The sequence below is a fragment of the Mesorhizobium sp. B3-1-9 genome (assembly GCF_006439595.1).
GTDB lineage: Bacteria > Pseudomonadota > Alphaproteobacteria > Rhizobiales > Rhizobiaceae > Mesorhizobium.
Map to the genome: position 1 here is coordinate 84,584 of NZ_VFTJ01000006.1, position 18,667 is coordinate 103,250.

The 18,667-nt window shown below is 64.2% G+C and carries 21 protein-coding genes, 1 tRNA gene and 1 pseudogene; 7 read left to right on the plus strand and 16 right to left on the minus strand.

The window, feature by feature from the left end; translation table 11 throughout:
- Positions 1–19 precede the first annotated feature (19 nt).
- Entirely contained in the window at positions 20–1,423 is a 1,404-nt protein-coding gene (locus FJW07_RS12940; RefSeq protein WP_140856813.1) for an L-serine ammonia-lyase, read from the minus strand.
- A 119-nt stretch (positions 1,424–1,542) separates the two neighbouring features.
- Here FJW07_RS12940 and FJW07_RS12945 point away from each other — a divergent pair.
- A pseudogene (locus tag FJW07_RS12945) lies at positions 1,543–1,722 on the plus strand (DUF599 family protein); the annotation flags it as partial.
- On the opposite strand, the gene FJW07_RS12950 reads toward FJW07_RS12945, so the two are convergent.
- From FJW07_RS12950 to FJW07_RS12980, 7 genes are all read right to left on the minus strand, one after another.
- Positions 1,695–2,492, minus strand: a complete 798-nt coding sequence (locus FJW07_RS12950) for a YdcF family protein (protein WP_140856815.1) — start codon at positions 2,490–2,492, stop codon at positions 1,695–1,697. The pseudogene FJW07_RS12945 and the gene FJW07_RS12950 sit on opposite strands and share 28 nt — an antisense overlap.
- Positions 2,493–2,501: 9 nt before the next feature.
- The gene (locus FJW07_RS12955; protein WP_246680747.1) at positions 2,502–2,990 is read right to left on the minus strand and encodes a hypothetical protein; all 489 of its coding nucleotides are present in this window, start codon (positions 2,988–2,990) and stop codon (positions 2,502–2,504) included.
- Positions 2,991–3,036: 46 nt separating this feature from the next.
- Entirely contained in the window at positions 3,037–4,602 is a 1,566-nt protein-coding gene (locus FJW07_RS12960; protein ID WP_140856819.1) for an amidase family protein, read from the minus strand.
- Entirely contained in the window at positions 4,602–5,060 is a 459-nt protein-coding gene (locus FJW07_RS12965; protein WP_140856821.1) for a GNAT family N-acetyltransferase, read from the minus strand. Before FJW07_RS12965 ends, FJW07_RS12960 begins: the two co-directional genes overlap by 1 nt.
- A gap of 3 nt (positions 5,061–5,063) precedes the next feature.
- On the minus strand, positions 5,064–5,351 hold the full coding sequence (gene gatC, locus FJW07_RS12970; RefSeq protein WP_140642765.1) for an Asp-tRNA(Asn)/Glu-tRNA(Gln) amidotransferase subunit GatC: 288 nt from the start codon (positions 5,349–5,351) through the stop codon (positions 5,064–5,066).
- Positions 5,352–5,453: 102 nt separating this feature from the next.
- The gene (locus tag FJW07_RS12975; RefSeq protein ID WP_246680748.1) at positions 5,454–5,735 is read right to left on the minus strand and encodes a hypothetical protein; all 282 of its coding nucleotides are present in this window, start codon (positions 5,733–5,735) and stop codon (positions 5,454–5,456) included.
- Positions 5,736–5,895: 160 nt separating this feature from the next.
- A complete protein-coding gene (locus FJW07_RS12980; RefSeq protein WP_140856822.1) occupies positions 5,896–6,603 on the minus strand; it encodes a metal-dependent hydrolase in 708 nt (235 codons plus the stop codon).
- Positions 6,604–6,721: 118 nt separating this feature from the next.
- Here FJW07_RS12980 and ruvX point away from each other — a divergent pair, with 118 nt between their 5' ends.
- On the plus strand, positions 6,722–7,204 hold the full coding sequence (ruvX, locus tag FJW07_RS12985; RefSeq protein WP_140856824.1) for a Holliday junction resolvase RuvX: 483 nt from the start codon (positions 6,722–6,724) through the stop codon (positions 7,202–7,204).
- Here ruvX and FJW07_RS12990 read toward each other — a convergent pair.
- From FJW07_RS12990 to FJW07_RS13000, 3 genes are all read right to left on the minus strand, one after another.
- Positions 7,146–7,487, minus strand: a complete 342-nt coding sequence (locus FJW07_RS12990) for a DUF6105 family protein (protein WP_140653058.1) — start codon at positions 7,485–7,487, stop codon at positions 7,146–7,148. The genes ruvX and FJW07_RS12990 overlap by 59 nt on opposite strands.
- A complete protein-coding gene (locus FJW07_RS12995; RefSeq protein WP_140642775.1) occupies positions 7,487–8,044 on the minus strand; it encodes a hypothetical protein in 558 nt (185 codons plus the stop codon). Before FJW07_RS12995 ends, FJW07_RS12990 begins: the two co-directional genes overlap by 1 nt.
- Before the next feature lie 167 nt (positions 8,045–8,211).
- Entirely contained in the window at positions 8,212–9,840 is a 1,629-nt protein-coding gene (locus tag FJW07_RS13000; protein ID WP_140653054.1) for a DNA alkylation response protein, read from the minus strand.
- A 183-nt stretch (positions 9,841–10,023) separates the two neighbouring features.
- Between FJW07_RS13000 and FJW07_RS13005 the strand changes: the two genes are divergently transcribed.
- From FJW07_RS13005 to dprA, 4 genes are all read left to right on the plus strand, one after another.
- Positions 10,024–10,989, plus strand: coding sequence for an aspartate carbamoyltransferase catalytic subunit (locus tag FJW07_RS13005; RefSeq protein WP_140642779.1), 966 nt, complete (start codon positions 10,024–10,026; stop codon positions 10,987–10,989).
- Positions 10,986–12,272 carry a dihydroorotase gene (locus FJW07_RS13010; protein WP_140856826.1) on the plus strand — a complete coding sequence of 429 codons (1,287 nt, stop codon included), beginning with the start codon at positions 10,986–10,988 and terminating at the stop codon, positions 12,270–12,272. The genes FJW07_RS13005 and FJW07_RS13010 overlap by 4 nt, the downstream gene beginning before the upstream one ends.
- A gap of 188 nt (positions 12,273–12,460) precedes the next feature.
- Positions 12,461–13,042: a glycerol-3-phosphate 1-O-acyltransferase PlsY gene (gene plsY / locus FJW07_RS13015; protein ID WP_140856827.1), complete on the plus strand. Its 582-nt coding sequence runs from the start codon at positions 12,461–12,463 to the stop codon at positions 13,040–13,042.
- Complete coding sequence (dprA, locus tag FJW07_RS13020) at positions 13,039–14,166, plus strand: DNA-processing protein DprA (RefSeq protein WP_140856829.1); 1,128 nt, start codon at positions 13,039–13,041, stop codon at positions 14,164–14,166. Before plsY ends, dprA begins: the two co-directional genes overlap by 4 nt.
- Positions 14,167–14,185: 19 nt before the next feature.
- Here the strand turns inward: dprA and FJW07_RS13025 are convergent, their stop codons facing one another.
- The 3 genes from FJW07_RS13025 to FJW07_RS13035 all read right to left on the minus strand — a co-directional run bounded on the left by FJW07_RS13025 (position 14,186) and on the right by FJW07_RS13035 (position 15,807).
- Positions 14,186–15,331 carry a hypothetical protein gene (locus FJW07_RS13025; RefSeq protein WP_140856831.1) on the minus strand — a complete coding sequence of 382 codons (1,146 nt, stop codon included), beginning with the start codon at positions 15,329–15,331 and terminating at the stop codon, positions 14,186–14,188.
- Between the two features lie 97 nt (positions 15,332–15,428).
- Entirely contained in the window at positions 15,429–15,680 is a 252-nt protein-coding gene (locus FJW07_RS13030; protein WP_140782831.1) for a hypothetical protein, read from the minus strand.
- Between the two features lie 51 nt (positions 15,681–15,731).
- A tRNA-Lys gene (locus tag FJW07_RS13035) sits at positions 15,732–15,807 on the minus strand.
- Between the two features lie 290 nt (positions 15,808–16,097).
- Here FJW07_RS13035 and FJW07_RS13040 point away from each other — a divergent pair.
- Complete coding sequence (locus FJW07_RS13040; protein WP_140782832.1) at positions 16,098–16,562, plus strand: BA14K family protein; 465 nt, start codon at positions 16,098–16,100, stop codon at positions 16,560–16,562.
- 107 nt (positions 16,563–16,669) lie between these two features.
- On the opposite strand, the gene FJW07_RS13045 is transcribed toward FJW07_RS13040, so the two are convergent.
- Positions 16,670–17,140: a DUF6882 domain-containing protein gene (locus FJW07_RS13045; RefSeq protein WP_140856832.1), complete on the minus strand. Its 471-nt coding sequence runs from the start codon at positions 17,138–17,140 to the stop codon at positions 16,670–16,672.
- Positions 17,141–17,172: 32 nt separating this feature from the next.
- A complete protein-coding gene (gene glpK, locus FJW07_RS13050; protein WP_140856834.1) occupies positions 17,173–18,666 on the minus strand; it encodes a glycerol kinase GlpK in 1,494 nt (497 codons plus the stop codon).
- Position 18,667 lies beyond the last annotated feature (1 nt).

Here is an 18,667-nt window from a genome sequence, read left to right on the forward strand (position 1 = left end):
CTGGAGTCTTGGTAGGACCTCAGCACTCGACGACATTGACCGCCAGACCGCCGAGGCTGGTTTCCTTGTACTTCTCGTTCATGTCGAGGCCGGTCTGGCGCATGGTCTCGATCGCGGCATCGAGCGGCACAAAATGCGTGCCATCGCCCTTGATGGCCAAGGAAGCGGCCGTCACCGCCTTCACCGCGCCCAGCGCGTTGCGTTCGATGCAGGGCACCTGCACCAGGCCGCCGACGGGATCGCACGTCATGCCGAGATGATGCTCGAGCGCGATCTCGGCGGCGTTCTCCACCTGCTCCGGCGTACCGCCCATGACGGCGCACAGGCCGGCGGCGGCCATCGCCGAAGCCGAACCCACCTCGCCCTGGCAGCCGACCTCGGCGCCCGAGATCGAGGCGTTGGACTTGATGATGCCGCCGACGGCGGCGGCCGTCAGCAGGAAGTCGCGGATGCTCGGCTGGTCGGCTTCGGGATGGAAATGCAGCCAGTAGCGCAGCACTGCCGGCAACGTGCCGGCGGCGCCATTGGTCGGCGCCGTCACCACGCGCCCGCCGGCGGCGTTTTCCTCGTTGACCGCCATCGCATAGATCGACAGCCAGTCATTGGCGAGCAAGGGATTAGGCCGGTTCTGCTGCCACTGTTCCTGCAGCTTGTCGTGCAGCTGCCGCGCCCGGCGGCGCACCTTCAGCCCGCCCGGCATGATGCCGTCCTGCGACAAGCCGCGATCGATACAGCCCTTCATTGCGCCCCAGATCGCGTCGAGGCCTTCGTCGAGCTCCTCGCGCGACATATGCTTTTCCTCGTTGGCGCGCTTCATCTCGGCGATCGAAAGCCCGCTCTTGGCCGCCATCGCCAGCATTTCGACGGCGTTCTTGAAGGGGTACGGCACGTTCTTGCCCTCGGTCGTCACCGAGCCCTTTGCCTTCATGCGCTGCAGCTCTTCCTCCGAAACGACGAAACCGCCGCCGATCGAATAATAGATGCGCTTGAGCAGCAGCCGGTCGGATGCGTCATAGGCATAGAAAGCCATGCCGTTGGCATGACCGGTCAGCGGCGTCTTGCGGTCGAGCACGAGGTCCTTGGCGGGATCGAAGCGGTATGCCGGATGCCCGGGCGGCGAAATGCGCTTCTGCGCGCCGATGCGGGCGACGATGCTATCCGCCTCGTCCGGATCGACCGTCTGCGGAGTCTGGCCTGCCAGGCCGAGGACAACGGCCCGATCCGAGCCGTGGCCGATGCCGGTATAGGCAAGCGAGCCGTGCAGGCTGGCGCCGATGCGGTCGACCTTGACGCCGGCGGGGCGCGGCCAGTCATCGGCCAGTATCTCGTCGAGGAACCGGCGCGCGGCCGTCATCGGCCCCATCGTGTGCGAGCTCGACGGGCCGATGCCGATCTTGAACAGGTCGAAAACCGAAAGGAACACGGGGTCGTTGTCTCCTGAGGGTCGCTTGAAACCTACATATAGGAATTCCCGGGATGTTTCCGCTGTTTTGCATGCCGCGGCGCGGCGGCTGCCGACCTTGTTTGCTCCGCCAGCGACATCACTTCAACTCGGGCCTGCGCGCCGTCTTCTTCTCGATCGGCTATCTCGGCTGGTTCGTCGATCCGGTGGTGTTCGTGGTGTCGACGCTGGTGCTGTTTGCCGTGCCGGTGCGCCGTCAGTTCTTCTCCGCGGCGCGGCAGGCGGTGCTCGGTCAGCCGCCCGGCCCGGGGAAGAACTGATCGATCCTGCCGGACAGCCTGTAGGCGAAAAGCCCGATCCACTCGCGCACCGCAATGGTGGTCGCCTGCACCGAGTCGACCGGATTGTCGCTGTAGAAGCCGACGCCTTCCCTGCCCGAGGTGCGATAATCGACCGGCCACGGAATGGTCGCAAAACCCGCCTTGTCGAACAGCGCCTTGGCGCGCGGCATGTGGAAAGCCGAGGTGACCAGCAGCCAGGTCTCGCCCGGTTTCGGCTCGACGAGATTCCGCGAGAAGACGGCATTCTCGTAAGTGTTGCGGGATTTGTCCTCGAGGATCATGCGATCGGCCGAAACGCCGAGCGCCCCGAGCAGCCGCGGTGCCGTATCGGCGTCGCCCTCGCCGTCGAGGAAAAGCGAACCGTTGCCGCCGGACACGACGATCTTCGCTTGGGGAAAGTGCCTCGCCAGGATCGCGGTCTCGACCATGCGGTCGCCGCTGCTGTTCAACTCATAGCCGCCGCGCGCCAGGTTGATGGCGCCCTCGAAGCCGCCGCCAAGCACGACGATGCCATCGACCTTTTCCGGTAGCGGCGGCTTGGGGAAGCGTTCTTCTAGCGGGGTCAACATCATCGCGCCAACCGACGTCCAGGCCGAAAGCATCAGGATCAGAAAAGCCAGCACGCTGCCGGTTGCAGCCAGCCGCCGGCGCCCGAACAGCGCCGCAAGCAGGCCGGCGAGCAGCAGGAAGATGGCCAGATTGATCGGCTGGATGAAGAACCAGAGAATCTTGGAAAGATAGTAGAACACGCTTGGCACCTACCGCGCATAGGAATGGTTGGTGGCGGTAAATCGCCTAACGGCTTCCGCCACCGCTTCAGCTTCGGGCCGGCTCAGTTCCCGGCCAAAGGAGATTGAACCTGTTGCGCCGGTCAAACGGACAACTTCCTTCAGGCCGGCCTCGTCGGTCGGATAGGGATGGTTCAGGATTTCGACCGAGAGCGGCCCACTGAAGGTCAGGGAGGCGCGATCGGGAAGCGGGCTGCCCCTGGTTTCGCGGAGCACGGTGGTTTTGGTGACGCGCAGCTCTTCCCCGGCGCAAGCCAGCCACAGCAATTCCCTGCCGAGGAAATAGGCGAACAACCCGACCACAGCCAGGAATGAAAAAAGACCAACGAGGCCCATCGCGATCGTCGCCGGCGACCTGTCGAAAAACCCCCAATACGCGGTGACGGCGACAATCCCGACAGAGAGCAGGACAAAGCCTGTCCTTATGGCCGAACGCCGCGGCGGGTTGCCGATGATCAATTCGCCTGCCGTCTCGACAATGGATATGCGAGACGGGGCCGACATCCTACCACCATTTCTCCGGTTGGAATCTGCCCGCGGCCTTTTCGATCACATGCGCCGTCTGGAACAGCGTTTCCTCGTCGAACGGGCGACCGATCAGCTGCAGGCCGAGCGGCAGGCCCTTGCCGTCGAGGCCGGCCGGCACCGAAATGCCGGGAAGACCCGCCATGTTCACGGTCACGGTGAAGATGTCGTTGAGGTACATCTTGACCGGATCGGAAGCCATGTCCTCGTCGGCGACGCCGAAGGCGGCCGACGGTGTCGCAGGCGTCAGGATGACGTCGACGCCGGCGGCAAAGACGTTCTCGAAGTCGCGCTTGATCAGCGTGCGCACCTTCTGCGCCTGCAGATAGTAGGCGTCGTAATAGCCGGCCGACAGCACATAGGTGCCGATCATGATGCGACGCTTGACCTCGCGACCGAAGCCGGCGGCACGCGTCTTCTCATACATGTCGATGATGTCCTTGCCGGGCACGCGCAGGCCGTAGCGCACGCCGTCATAGCGGGCGAGGTTCGACGACGCCTCGGCGGGTGCCACGATATAGTAGGCCGGCAAGGCATATTTGGTGTGCGGCAGGGAGATATCGACGATCTCGGCGCCGGCGTCCTTCAGCCAGGCGATGCCCTTTTGCCAGAGCGCCTCGATGTCTTCCGGCATGCCGTCGACGCGGTACTCCTTCGGAATGCCGACCTTCATGCCCCTGACCGGCTTGCCGACCGCCGCTTCATAGTCCGGCACCGGGCGGTCGACCGAGGTCGTGTCCTTCGGATCGACGGAAGCCATCGACTTCAACAGGATGGCGGCGTCGCGCACGTCGCGCGCGATCGGCCCCGCCTGGTCTAGCGAGGAAGCGAAGGCGACGACGCCCCAGCGCGAGCAGCGCCCGTAAGTCGGCTTGATGCCGACCGTGCCCGTGAAGGCGGCTGGCTGGCGGATCGAGCCGCCGGTGTCGGTGGCGGTGGCGCCCGCGCAGAGGAAGGCGGCCACGGACGATGCCGAGCCGCCAGACGAGCCGCCCGGCACCAACTGGGCATTGTCCAAGGTCCGCGCCGTCTTCGTGCCGCCGGCGGAAACAAAGCCACCGTCGCCCTGATGCGTCGTCGGCATGACGACCGTGTCGAGGCGCGAACGCCGCCACGGATTGATCACCGGGCCGTAATAGGAGGTCTCGTTCGACGAGCCCATGGCGAACTCGTCCATGTTGAGCTTGCCGAGCATCACCGCGCCGTCGGCCCACAGGTTTCTGGTCACGGTCGATTCGTAGCGCGGCTTGAAGCCGTCCAGCACATGGCTGCAGGCCTGGGTGTGGATGCCTTGGGTAGCGAACAGGTCCTTGATGCCGAGCGGAATGCCTTCCAGCGCGCCGCCCTCGCCCGTGGCGAGCCTGACATCGGAAGCCTTGGCCATGTCGCGCGCCTTGTCGGCGGTGACAGCCACATAGGCGTTGAGCACGGGATTGGCGCGATCGATCGCCGCGAGATAGGCCTCGGTGATCTCGGCCGCGGTGATCTCCTTGCCGCGCAGCTTGGAGCGGGCCTCGGAAATGGTGAGATGTGTGAGATCGCTCATCAGGCAAGGCTCTTTTCGTAAAACACCGACCATTCGGAGTCGGGATAATCCAGCACCGGTCCGCAACGCGAGAATCCGGCGCGCTCATAAACGGTCCAGGCGGCAGGGTGCCGATCGCCGGTTTCGAGAACCAGGCGCTTCAGCCGTTCCTTCCGGGCAAGCGCCTCGACACGTCCGACGATCTCGGCGCCGATCTTGCGGCCGCGGTGCGAAGGCCGCGTATACATGCGCTTGACCTCGCCGGTGGCATCGTCATGGCGCTTGAGCGCGCCGCAGCCGACGGCAAGGCCGTGGTCGCGGGCGATGAATACCGTCGTATCCATGCCCGCCATCTGCTCGACGGTGAGATGATAGCAGTGCTCGGGCGGCGTCAGCTCGAGCAGCGCGGCGTTGAGTTCGGCGACCAGCGCACGCACGTCGTCCTGCAAAGGCGTCTCGATGGCGATCTCGACAGCCACAGCCTACTCCACCACCTTCGGAACGAGGAAGAAATTCTCTTCCGTCGCCGGCGCGTTGGCGACGATGTCGGCGGCCTTGTTGCCGTCGGTCACGGCATCCTGGCGCTTCTTCATCTCCATCGGCGTGACCGAGGTCATCGGCTCGACGCCCGAGACATCGACCTCGTTCAATTGCTCGACGAAGCCGAGGATGGCGTTCAATTCGCCAGTCATGCGCTCGGCGTCCTGCTCGCTCACCGCGATACGGGCAAGGTGCGCGACGCGCTTCACGGTCTGAAGATCAACGGACATGTTCTTTTCGCCTCGGGAAAACCAGTGCGGGCTATAGCGGCGCCGCGCTCAGCGCGCAACATGGATGATGCCGGAGCGGTCGGCACGCGGCCGCCCGCTCGGTTACTGAGGCAGCGCTACGCCTTCGCAATGATAGTAGCTGCCGCCGTTGCCGGACCGCTCGCCCTCATCGTCGACCGGCCGGACCGAGACAAGGTCGATCTGTTTTGCGCTTACCGGGGTGGCCGAAAGCACGTCCGGAAACACATGGTCGGGTTCCCGGCAGATCGCGGTCACGGCCCAGCTCGGCGCGCTCTGTGCCTTGCGGACTTGGAGGAACTCGCAATTGTACTCGACCCCTTGCAATCCCTCAGCCGTCAGCACGATGTTGCCGGCGTCGATCACGGTCTGCAGCGTCTCGTTCTTGGCCTTGTCGCAGAGTTCCTCGGATTGCAGCCCTCGATGAATCGTCGGTCGCCGGCGCCGGCGTTGCCGCGACCAGCATCGAAACGCAAAGAGTCTGTCTCAAGGCCATGATTTTATTCCAGATTCCTGACGGAGCAACCTAGATCGTGATCGCCTTGCCGATTTCCGGCAACGCCACCTTGACGCCCGAGCCTTCCATGCCGGCGACGAACTTGTCGGCGGTCTGGTCGATCATCGAGAAAGTGCCGAAATGGCAGGGAACGACTGTGTCGAAGCCGAAGAAGCGGCGGCAGGCAAGCGCCGCCACCGCGCCGCCCATGGTGAAGCGGTCGCCGATCGGCACGATGCCGATCTTCGGCTCGTGCAGCTCGTTGATCAGCCCCATGTCGGAGAAGATGTCGGTGTCGCCCATGTGGTAGAGCGTCTTGTCCCCGGGAAAGTGCAGGACGAGCCCGCCCGGATTGCCGAGATAGGTGTTCGTGCCGCCCTCACCGCCGAAGGAGGACGAATGCAACGCCTGCACGAAAGTGGTGGTGAACGGCCCGCAATCGACCGTGCCGCCGAGATTGCCCGGATTGATCTTGTCGCCGCTGACGCCCTGGCCGACGAGATACATGCAGATCTCGAAATTGGCGACCAGCATGGCGCCGCTTTTCTTCAGCACCTCGACCGCGCCGCTGACATGGTCGTTGTGGCCGTGGGTCAGGAGCACATGGGTCACGCCCTCAGCCGGCCCTTCCCAGCCGCCCGTCCAGGACGGGTTGCCGACCAGATAGGGGTCGATGAGAATGGTGGCGTCCTTGGTCTCGACGCGGAATGCCGAATGTCCGTACCAGGTCAGTTTCATGAATGCTTCCTCGATTTTTCCGTTGCCGGAAGATAGAACGCTCCCGGCAAATTGAAAGTAGCGCGGCGCTTCTCACCGTCAAAAGAATGTGTGACGCCCGGATGTCAGGAAAAAGCCGTTGGGCATTATTTCAATCGAGGAACTGCCGGAACGGCTTGCCGGCGGCAGGACGCTCGCCGGGCTCGATCTCGGCGACAAGACGATCGGCGTGGCGGTTTCCGATCGCGGGCTGTCCTTCGCCCATCCGCGCCAGGTCATCCTGCGCAAGAAGTTTTCGCTCGATGCCGCCCAGTTGCTCGCTCAGTTCGAGAAGGACAATGTCGGTGCCGTCGTGCTCGGCCTGCCGGTCAACATGGACGGCTCGGAAGGACCGCGGGCCCAGAAATCGCGCGCCTTCGTCCGCAACATGGCGCCGCTGTCGGACCTGCCCTTCGTGCTGTGGGACGAGCGGCTGTCGACGGTCGCTGCTGAACGCACACTGATCGAGATGGATTTCTCGCGCAAGAAGCGCGCCGGCAAGATCGATTCGGCGGCCGCCGCCTTTATTCTGCAGGGAGCGTTGGACCGGCTTCAGTCGCTCGGCCGAACCGACCGGAGCTGATATCGCCCTGCCGGCGCTGTCTGATCCATTCGGCGATGTTGCGCCGGCGGCGGAAGACCCAAAGCCCCATCAGCAGGAAAAAGTCGAAAATGCAGGTCCGCGCCACCATGCCGGGGATAATGGCCGGATCGATGCCCAGCATCTGGCCATAGAGCTCGAAGACGAAATCATGCAGCTGGCGGCTCAGCATCACATAGCCGAAATTCATGTCGTTGAGCGACAGGAAGAACCATCCCCAGAAGATGGCCATCGGAGCGGCCCACAGTGCGAACAGCGTGCGCATCAGCGGCTGCCTCCTGGCTTGCGTTCCGGGCGGCCGGATATGCGGGAAAGGAGCGAGCTGTGCGCGGCGCCCATCGCCATGCGCGAGGCGGCGCGAACATCGCCCTCCGGCAAATTCATTGCGGCGAAGGTGGAGCGCCGTTCGGCCAGCACGGCGACGTAGGAAGCAAGCAGCGCCGTCATCTGGATGGCGACGATCATGAACAGGCCGTCGACGCCTTGCGCCACGCCGCCGATGAGGATCACCGAGAGCAGGAAGGACGCCGAGATGAAGGCGATCCGCGCCACGCTCTCGCCCGCGTCCGGCCTTGCCGCCGCGTTCAGCAGCGTTTCGACGAAGGTCCAGCAGAACAGCACCGCGACGGTCAAAAGCGCGACCGAAAGCGGCGCGACCACGACGGCATTTTCAAACTGCGGAAACCGGTTCCCCTGGACTGAGAGGCCGAGCACGCCAAGCGCCGCCGCTATGCCGCGGCTGCCGTCTATGCAGATATAGGCAAGCAGGGCGAAAACCACCGCCCAATGCAAGGCCAGAACTGAGCTCAACACGTGCCGCATACGCTTCCCGCTGGCGGAGCTCGGGGGGTCATGGTTAACCGTTCCCTACTCCAGCAAGCGGAGATTGGGCTTTGCAACGGTTCGCCGCAACGGAAACCATTTGTTAAGGTTAACAGCTATCCACAGATCGGCAATCCGCCTTTGGGGCATGATGCCGAAAAGCCGGATCAGGTCACCGGCGGATAGAGCGTGTCGATGATCATGCGCGCGTCGTGGCGCGAATCGAGCATGCCGTAGGTGGTGCGCCACTGGCCGCCGAGCCGGGTTTCGACGAAGGCGTCGGCGATCCGCCCTGCCCCCAGCCTGCGAAGCTCCGCCGCGGCGGCCGAAAGCGCCAGCTGTTCGGTGAGCAGGCGCGCCGAGCCCTGGTCGGTCGCGGCGACCTGCATGGCGGCTTTCAGCACGCCGATGGTGCCGCGCCCGCCGGTGCCGAGATCGCGGTCGATGCCGGTTAGCACCTCCTCGAACAGGCCGGGCGCGCGGCCAAGCACGCGCAGCACGTCGAGCGCCATGACATTGCCCGAGCCCTCCCAGATCGCGTTGACCGGCGCCTCCCGGTAGTAGCGGGCAAGCGGCGCTTCCTCGACATAGCCGTTGCCGCCAAGGCATTCCATCGCTTCGTAAAGCAGCTGCGGCGCGATCTTGCAGACCCAGTATTTGACGACAGGCGTCATGGCGCGGGCAAAGGCCGCCTCGCCGCGATCGCTTGCCGCCTCGTCGAAAGAGCGCGCCAGCCGGAACGACAGCGCCGTGGCCGCGGCGACATCGAGCGCCATGTCGGCCAGAACCCGCTGCATCAGCGGCTGGTCGATCAGGCTGGAGCCGAACACCTGGCGATGACGCGTGTGATGGACGGCCTCGGCGAGGCCCGCCCGCATCAGTGCCGACGAAGCGACAGCGCAGTCGAGCCTGGTCAGCGTCACCATGTCCATGATCGTCTTCACGCCGGCGCCCGGATCGCCGACCATCTCGCCGATCGCGTTGACGAACTCCACCTCAGACGAGGCGTTCGAGCGGTTGCCGAGCTTGTCCTTCAGACGCTGGAAGCGGAAGCCGTTGCCGGAGCCGTCGCCCAGTATGCGCGGCACGAGGAAGCAGGACAGTCCCTCCGGCGCCTGACCGAGCACCAGGAAGGCATCCGACATCGGCGCCGACATGAACCATTTGTGGCCGGTCAACCGGTAGAACCCGCTTCCCGTGCGCTCCGCCCTGGTGGTGTTGGCGCGCACATCGGTGCCGCCCTGCTTCTCGGTCATGCCCATGCCGAGCGTCAGTCCGGTCTTTTGCACGGGAGGCTTCTGTGTCTGGTCATATTTGCGCGTCGTCACGCGCGGCGCCCATTCGCGGAAAAGCTTCGGACTTGCCATCAAGGCCGCCAGCGAGGCGCTGGTCATGGTGATGGGACAAAGATGCCCGGTCTCGAGCTCGGCGGTCAGATAAAAGCGCGCCGCCCTCACCTGATGGCGACGGCCGATCTCGGCATCGCCGTTTTCCCACACGGAAGAATGCAGCCCGCCGGCGACCGAGCGGCGCATCAAGGCGTGATAGGCCGGATGGTATTCGACCAGGTCGAGGCGGCGGCCCTGGCGGTCATGCGTCCGCAATTTCGGCGTGTCGGTGTTGGCGAGGCGGGCGAGCTCCTGCGCCTCCTGCGTCATCACGAACCGGCCAAGCCCGTCGAGATCCTTGCGTACGGGGTCGGAAAAACGCTCGGCAAGCTGGATGAGCAACGGATCGCCCCGCCATGCGTTGCCGCCCGTCAACGGCGGCGGCTGGTTGATCACCTCGTCGGTCAAGCCCAATCCTTCGTTTGGCAGGGAGGTCCTATCATTTTCAAGGCCGCGGTCGCGAATCCGAAGCCACTGGGCCTTATAGCCCATGCCATGCAAGGCGCGCGACGAAAATACCGGGGAGAACGCTCGCAATCCAAAGCTGGCGCTTGCGGCAGGCCGGACCGCACCCTATAGCAGCGCCTTGAGATGACCGACGCTTCGTCCCTGCCGCTCTTTCCCCACCGCCATCTTCTGGGCATCCGCGATCTTTCCCCCGCCGATATCGAGCTGCTGCTCGATCGGGCGGACCAGGCCGTGGCAATCTCGAGGCAATCGGAAAAGAAGACCTCGACGCTGCGCGGCCGAACCCAGATCAACCTGTTCTATGAGGCGTCGACCCGCACGCAATCGTCCTTCGAACTGGCCGGGAAAAGGCTTGGCGCCGACGTCATGAACATGTCGGTGGCAAGCTCTTCGGTGAAGAAGGGCGAGACGCTGATCGATACGGCGATGACCCTCAACGCCATGCGCCCGGACATCCTCATCATCCGCCACCAGTCGGCCGGCGCGGCGGCGCTCCTGGCGCAGAAGGTCGGCTGCTCGGTGGTCAATGCCGGCGACGGCGCGCACGAGCATCCGACGCAGGCGCTGCTCGATGCGCTGACCATCCGCCGCGCCAAAGGGCCGCTGTCGAAGCTGATCGTGGCGATCTGCGGCGACATCCTGCATTCGCGCGTCGCCCGCTCCAACATCATGCTTTTGAACGCGCTTGGCGCGCAGGTGCGCGTCGTCGCGCCCTCGACATTGCTGCCGTCCGGCATCGACAGGATGGGCGTGATCGTCGCGCGCTCGATGGCCGAGGGCCTGAAGGATGCCGACGTCGTCATGATGCTGCGCCTGCAGCGCGAGCGCATGGAAGGCGCGTTCGTGCCGTCGATCCGCGAATATTTCCACTATTTCGGCCTGGATGCCGAAAAGCTGAAAGCCGCCAAGGACGATGCGCTGGTCATGCATCCCGGTCCGATGAACCGTGGCGTGGAAATCGCCTCCGAAATCGCCGATGGGCCGCAAAGCGTCATCCAGGAACAGGTGGAGATGGGGGTCGCCGTACGCATGGCGGTCATGGAAGCTCTGCTCGACCCGCGCCGCAACCATGAGGGGCGCGGCGCATGAGCGTGACCGTCTTCAGCAAGGCGCACATTGTCGACCCGTCGCGCGGCGTCGACGAGATCGGCAGCGTTATCGTTGACGGCCGCAGAATCGTCGCGGCCGGAAAGGCGGCACTGAACCAGGGCGTGCCGGAAGGCGCCGCCGTCGTCGACTGCGCCGGCAAGACGATCATTCCGGGCCTTGTCGACGCGCGCGTCTTTATCGGCGAACCAGGCGGCGAACATCGCGAAACCATCGCCTCGGCAAGCATGGCGGCGGCGGCGGGCGGCGTCACCTCCATCGTCATGATGCCGGACACCGATCCGGTGATCGACAATGTGGCGCTGGTCGAATTCGTGCTGCGCACGGCACGCGACACCGCAAGCGTCAACATCTTTCCGGCGGCCGCGATCACCAAGGGCCTCGAAGGCCGCGAAATGACCGAATTCGGCCTGCTGCGCGCAGCCGGCGCCGTTGTCTACACCGACGGCCGCCACACGATCGCCAATGCGCTGGTGATGCGCCGCGCGCTCACCTACGCCCGCGATTTCGGCGGTGTGATCGCGCATGAAACCCAGGATGCCGACCTCGCCGCGTCCGGTGTGATGAACGAGGGGCTCTACGCAAGCTGGCTTGGCCTCTCTGGCGTCCCGCGCGAAGCCGAGCTCATTCCTCTTGAACGCGACCTGGCACTGGCCCGGCTGACCGGTGGCGCCTACCACGCCGCCAAGATCTCGTCGGCGATGGCGGCCGGCGCGGTGAACAGGGCCAAGACCGACGGCGCCAATGTCACGGCCGGCGTCGCCATCCACAACCTGTCGCTCAACGAGAATGACGTCGGCGAATACCGCACCTTCTTCCGGCTGACCCCGCCCTTGCGCGCCGAGGACGACCGGCTGGCGATGATCGAGGCGATCAAGGACGGCACGATCGACATCATCGTCTCCTCGCACGACCCTCAGGACGTCGACACCAAGCGCCTGCCCTTTGCCGATGCCGCCGCCGGCGCCATCGGGCTGGAGACGCTGCTTGGCGTAGCACTTCGGCTCTACCACAATGCCGACGTGCCGTTGCTGAGGCTGATCGAGACGCTGTCCACGGCGCCGGCAAGACTGTTCGGCCTGCCGGGCGGCACGCTGAAGCCGGGCGCGCCGGCCGATCTCGTACTTGTCGACGTCGACGAGCCGTGGATCGTCAGCGAAAGCGGTCTGCGCTCGCGCTCGAAGAACACCTGTTTCGAAGGCGCGCGCCTGCAGGGCAAGGTCTTGCAGACGATGGTTGCGGGACGCACGGTGTTTTCCGCATAGACCACCCACCGCTTTGAGCCCTGCCTGGCCTGCCCCTGCACAGAGTTGCTTGGCGAACCCTCCCGACTCTACCATTATGACCAACTGATGCCTGAGCAGAGCTAGCTCTTGCAAACAATGGTTGCATAACGCACAGTATCTCAATCCTGGAGCGAGCAGCCGGAGCAACAGGAAATAAGGGGGAAACAATGGGTTACGCAGTCGCGCTCGTCTTCGGCTATCTGCTCGGCTCGATCCCGTTCGGGCTCCTGATCACCCGCGCGGCCGGGCTCGGCGACGTTCGCAAGATCGGCTCCGGCAACATCGGCGCGACCAATGTGCTGAGGACGGGCAATAAAGGGCTCGCTGCCGCCACGCTGCTGCTCGATGCGCTGAAAGGCACGGCCGCGGTGCTGGTCGCCGGGCATTTTTCGCCGGACTTCGGCCTGTTGGCCGGCTTCGGCGCTTTCCTCGGCCATCTCTTCCCGGTCTGGCTCGGCTTCAGGGGCGGCAAGGGCGTCGCCACCTATCTGGGCGTGCTGCTAGGCCTTGCCTGGCAAGGCATGCTGGTCTTCGCCGTCGTCTGGCTCGCAATGGCCTTCCTGTTCCGCTATTCCTCGCTGGCGGCGCTGTCGGCGGCGGTCATTGTGCCGATCGCGCTCTATTTCATAAGCATGCCGCAGATCGCCGGCCTGTTCGCCGTGATGAGCCTGATCGTCATCGTCAAGCATCATGCCAACATCTCGAGGCTGCTGGCCGGCACCGAAGGCAAGATCGGGGCGAAGGGATGAGCGCGCCGGCCGCCGGCCCGCGCCTCAGCGACCGGCAGCGGCTTGCCTGGCTTCGCCTGATCCGCACGCCCAATGTCGGCCCGGCCTCGTTTCGCGAGTTGATCAACCGCTTCGGCTCGGCCGAAGCCGCGCTTGAAATGCTACCCGAGCTGATGATCTCCGGCGGCGCCAATCGTATCGTCCGCATCCCTTCCGTCGCCGAGGCCGAAGCCGAGCTGGACGCCGCCCGGCGCGCCGGCGCCCGCTTCGTCGGTATTGGCGAGGCCGATTATCCGCTCTTGCTGAAGACCCTCGACAATCCGCCGCCGCTGCTGGCGGTGAAAGGCGAAGGCGCCGTCTTCCGCCTGCCGGCGGTGGCGATTGTCGGCGCCCGAAATGCCTCGCTGGCCGGCATCAAGATGGCGCGCATGCTGGCAGCCGACCTCGGCCGCGAAGGCTACGTCATCGTTTCCGGTCTGGCGCGCGGCATCGACACGGCCGCGCACAAGGGCAGCGTTTCGACCGGCACCATCGGCGTGCTGGCCGGCGGGCTCGATGTCCCCTACCCGTCCGAGAATGCCGGCCTGTGCGACGAGATCGCCGATCGTGGCGGCGCCATCGTTTCGGAAATGCCCTTCGCCTGGCAGCCGCGCGCCCAGGATTTCCCGCGCCGCAACCGCCTGGTCGCAGGCATGGCGCTTGGACTTGTGGTGGTCGAGGCCGCACAGCGCTCCGGCTCGCTGATCAGCGCCCGCCTCGCCAATGAAATGGGCCGGCTGGTCTTCGCCGTGCCGGGCTCGCCGCTCGATCCGCGCGCCGCCGGCTGCAACGCGCTGCTCAAGGACGGCGTCACGCTCGTCACCGAGGCCGCCGATGTGCTCGGCGCGCTGGCGCCGCTTGCCGGCACTCGGGCTCCAAGAACCGCGCCAATTGCCGAGGCGCCCGACATATCCGCCATGCCGCCGCCAGGCGAAAACGACCGCGCCGATGTGCTGGAAGCGCTCGGACCCACGCCGACAGGCATAGACGAGATCATCCGCCACACGGGATTAAGCGCCGCGCAGATTGCGATGGTGCTTCTGGAGCTCGACCTCGCCGGAAGGTTGGAACGCCATGCTGGCGGGAATGTTTCGCTGATCGCGTGATCCGCGGACTGCCGCAACTTTACCGGAACAGATATTTAGACACTTCCGGATTGCCGCGGCGCCACATCACATTGTCGAGGAAGTAGTGGTGCACGTTGATGAAGATCAGCACGATGAAGAAGAACAGCGAGGAACCGAGGACCTGGCTGTCGTAGGGGATCAGGGCGGTCAGCACGAAGGGGATCAGCCAGAAGCCGAGATAGCCGAGAGCGCCACCGCCGATGATGAACCCCAGCACCCGCAACCGGTAGCGGGGCCCAAGCACGGATAGTATCTTCGGCTCCGGATCGCGCGCGGCGTCCGAGACGTCACGCTCGACATTGGTCTGATAGCGCCACACCACGGCCAGATATTGGAGTGAGTGAAGCGCCGGCACCACGAGCAGCCAGAGCGGGTTGATCCTGGCGATCAGGATCCAGAGATAGAGTGACGCGACATAGGCCACGATGCCGTTGTAAGGCAGTCCGCCGCCATTCCTTCGCCAGCGGTTGACCAGCATCAAAAGCGTGGCTGCCGTCGACCCAACGGCCGCCAGCACGGCAATGTCGGTGATCCAGGACGGCGCCGCGAAGGTGTAATATTGAAGGCCATAATACTGTCCCTGCGTCACGGCCGTATTCGTCTGCAGCCAGGCCAGGATCCACACCGCGTAGCTGTTGACGAGCAGCACCTTCTTGTCCCGGTGATCGAAGAATTTGCGTTTCAGGACGGCGTCGACCATCAGCATGCCGTAGCCTTGCTTGACGTAGTGCCAGCCGACGAAGAAGAACATCGCGTTGGCCGCGAAGCCGAGCAGCCGCGTGTTCGACGTCGCCGCGCCATAGGCAAAGAACAGCGCCATGATCGCCGGAACGATGACGCCGGCGAAAATATAGCGAAGCTGCAGGCTCCTGTCGTAGCCGTCGCCGCGCGCCTTGCGGCCGAAATTGCGGTAGAAAATCTGGTAGGAGTGGGCGAAGTGCGGATAGTTCACCAGATAGGCCACGACGACCATCGTCGCGGCCAACGGGCCTTCATACGCGCGCGGCACGAAGAACAGCACCGGCAGGATCAGAAACGCGCTGCCGCCCAGCATGAGGAAGTCGGCGACCGGACCAAAAAGATATTTGCCAGGCGGTGTCGTCGCCTTGGGGGCCTCAGCGTCTACCGAAAGGTCGAGTGTCATCCTGGAGCCTCCCTCGGAGGCGCCGAGTTTAACCACGACCTTATCCAGGGACAAGGCAACGCGGCAGGATCACGCTTGTCTTGGGGAAGTCACCCCATCAGGCGGTCGAAGCGATATTCATCAGCCGCTTTCTGGCCTCCGCGACCCGCTGCTGTTCCGACCTTATGCGGTCGCATAGGGCAAGATTGATCCCGACGCCGCATTCCTCGTCCAGCAGTTCTTTTGCGTGATTGAGCGAAATCTCTGCGCGCTTGACGCGCTGCCTGGCCCTGGCCAGTTCCAAGTTCAGTACGTCCACCGTATCCGCATCCCGAATTGCAGTCCCTTCGGGTGGGAAACAGCCGCGCATAAGTTTTTGTTCCGATTGCCGGGGACACGGACGGTTTTGGATCATGAATTTTGGTGAGCGCGATGGGATTCGAACCCATGACCTACTGATTAAAAGTCAGTTGCTCTACCGGCTGAGCTACGCGCTCCCGCGGGCTCGAAACGCCGCCCTCGAAATTGCGCGGAACATAGGGAGAGTGCCGCGGCCGGTCAACCGGAAAAAGACGGCCGCCAGTTGGAGTTATCAACGGGTCTGGCGAATTTTGGCGACTGGCGATCAAGCATCCGTAGTGCCGAGTCCGATGCCCGCTTCGATCTGCCCGGGTATCTCAGAAGCTCCTGAAATAACAATGGTTTGAGATTCAAACGGGAACCATTGAGGCCATTTTCCGTTCCTTCGGCACAGGGACGTCAAACCACCCTCTCAAGGAGAAGACCCATGAAAAAGATCGTGTCGGGCTTGCTTGCCGCCACCTTGTCGGTTTCGTTCGCCGCCGCGGCAGCGGTGCCGGCCAACGCCGCGCAGGTGTTCGTCCCGCAGGCTTCGCCGGCTTCGTCCGACGTCCAGACGGTCGCAGAACGCGATTTCCGATGGAGGCATGGCCGCCATTGGCGCGGCGGCCAGCGTTTCTCGCGCAATGACGGCATGTACTGGAACGGCCATCGCGGCTATCGTGAATATCGCCGCGGCTATCGCCGTCATGGCGACTACTGGTTCCCGCTTGCCGCTTTCGCCACCGGCGCGCTGATCACCGGCGCCATCGTCAACAGCGAGAACAACCGCGTCTATCGCGGCAACTCGCACGTGCAGTGGTGCTACGACCGTTATCGTTCGTATCGCGCTTCGGACAACACCTTCCAACCCTACAACGGCCCGCGTCAGCAGTGCGTTTCGCCCTACTGACGGCCTCCAGTCAGTACCCAGGGTCGTTGACTGAGCCCGTGCCTCGAGAGGCACGGGCTCTCTCGTTGTTATTCAGCCGGATTTCAACAGTTGAGCGCGCCCACAGGTCAGCTTGCCCAGCTAATGCTTTTGAGAATCAGATAAAGACCTACGCCGTCATCTGGAGGAGAGCGATAGGCTCCGCAAGCGTTGCAAATCCGAGTCACTGCTGAGGTCAGTTTCCAGCCGAGTGCATCAAGATCTTCGTCCGTCACATAGTCTCGAGTTAAATCGCCGATGCCGTGCTTCTTACCGAAAGATCGGGCTGACTGGGCGTCAGTTATGAATTCCGAGGGCCAATTCGAATTGGCCCAAGCCCAGAGCCAATTGCCAGCTTCAACGCTCGTTGACCCAGCAATTTGGATCTCCGAGACGACCGTGACGACGCCTTGTTCTGAGAAAAGGAGCTTTCCAGCCTTCAGGTCGTAATTATAGCGAGACCAACTGCCAAGGCGGAAGTCATCCTGCAAGCGCCTATTTTTCCCTCGAAGTTGTTCGAAAGCCTCCTCACGCCAGGCAGCATACCAGTCTGGGTCCATTCCCCTCACCCTGCACGCTGACTGACAGCTCCTTATTGCCCACTCAACGTCCTGCGCACCGCATCGCGCCATCCGGCCAGCTTCGCCCCGCGCGCGGCCGCATCCATCTGCGGCATGAAGCGCCGTTCAAGCGCCCAGCTCTTAGCAAATTCCCTTGCCTTCGGCCACACACCAGCCTTCGAACCGGCGAGCCAGGCGGCGCCAAGCGCCGTCGTCTCCGGGATCGTCGGACGGTCGACCGGCGCGTCGAGAATGTCGGCGAGCCGCTGCATGGTCCAGTCGGACGCCACCATGCCGCCGTCGACACGAAGCACCGTCTTGGCCGAGGCGCCTTTCCAGTCCTTGCGCATCGCGTCGAGCAGGTCACGCGTCTGGAAGGCGACCGATTCAAGTGCGGCGCGTGCGAACTCGGCCGGGCCGGAGTTGCGCGTCAGGCCGAAGATAGCGCCGCGCGCGTCCGCGTCCCAATGCGGCGCGCCGAGGCCGACAAAGGCCGGCACCAGATAGACTTGTTGCGCCGGGTCCGCGGCCGCCGCCAAGTCGCCGCTTTGCTCGGCCTTGCCGATCACCTTGATGCCGTCGCGCAGCCACTGCACGGCGGCGCCCGCGATGAAGATCGAACCTTCCAGCGCGTAAGTTGTCTTGCCGTTGAGCCGATAGGCGATAGTGGTCAAAAGCCGGTTCTTCGAACGCACCAGGTCGGCGCCGGTGTTGAGCAGCGCGAAGCAGCCGGTGCCGTAGGTGGATTTCATCATGCCGGGTTCGAAGCAGGCCTGGCCGATCGTCGCCGCATGCTGGTCGCCGGCCACGCCGAGGATCCGCATCTCGGCCCCGAAGAGGCTCTTCTCGGTGACGCCGAAATCGTCGGCGCAATCCTTCACCCGCGGCAGGATCGCGGCCGGTATGTTGAGAATGGAAAGCAGCTCGTCGTCCCAGACATTCTTCTCGATGTTGTAGACCAAAGTGCGCGAGGCGTTGGTCGCGTCGGTGGCGTGCACCTGGCCGCCGGTCAGCCGCCAGATCAGGAAACTGTCGATGGTGCCGGCGAGCAGTTCGCCCTTCTCGGCGCGCTTCCTGGCACCCTTCACCTTGTCCAGCATCCAGGCGATCTTGGTGCCGGAGAAATAGGGATCGAGCAGCAGGCCGGTCTTCTTCGTGAATGTCTTCTCCAATCCCTGCTTCTTCAGCTTCTGACAGAGCGGCGCGGTGCGCCTGTCCTGCCAGACGATCGCGTTATGGATCGGCTTGCCGGTCGCCTTGTCCCAGATGACGACGGTCTCACGCTGGTTGGTGATGCCGATCGCGGCGACATCCGATGCCGTGCGGCCGGCGGCCTTCAACGCCGATTTCACCGTGGCGAGAACACTCGCCCAGATGTCTTCCGGGTCATGTTCGACCCAGCCGGAAGCCGGATAATGCTGCGTGAATTCCTGCTGACCGGCGCCGGCGACCTTCATCTTGTCGTCGAACAGGATGGCCCGGGTCGACGTCGTCCCCTGATCGATGGCCAGCACAAAACCGCTCATT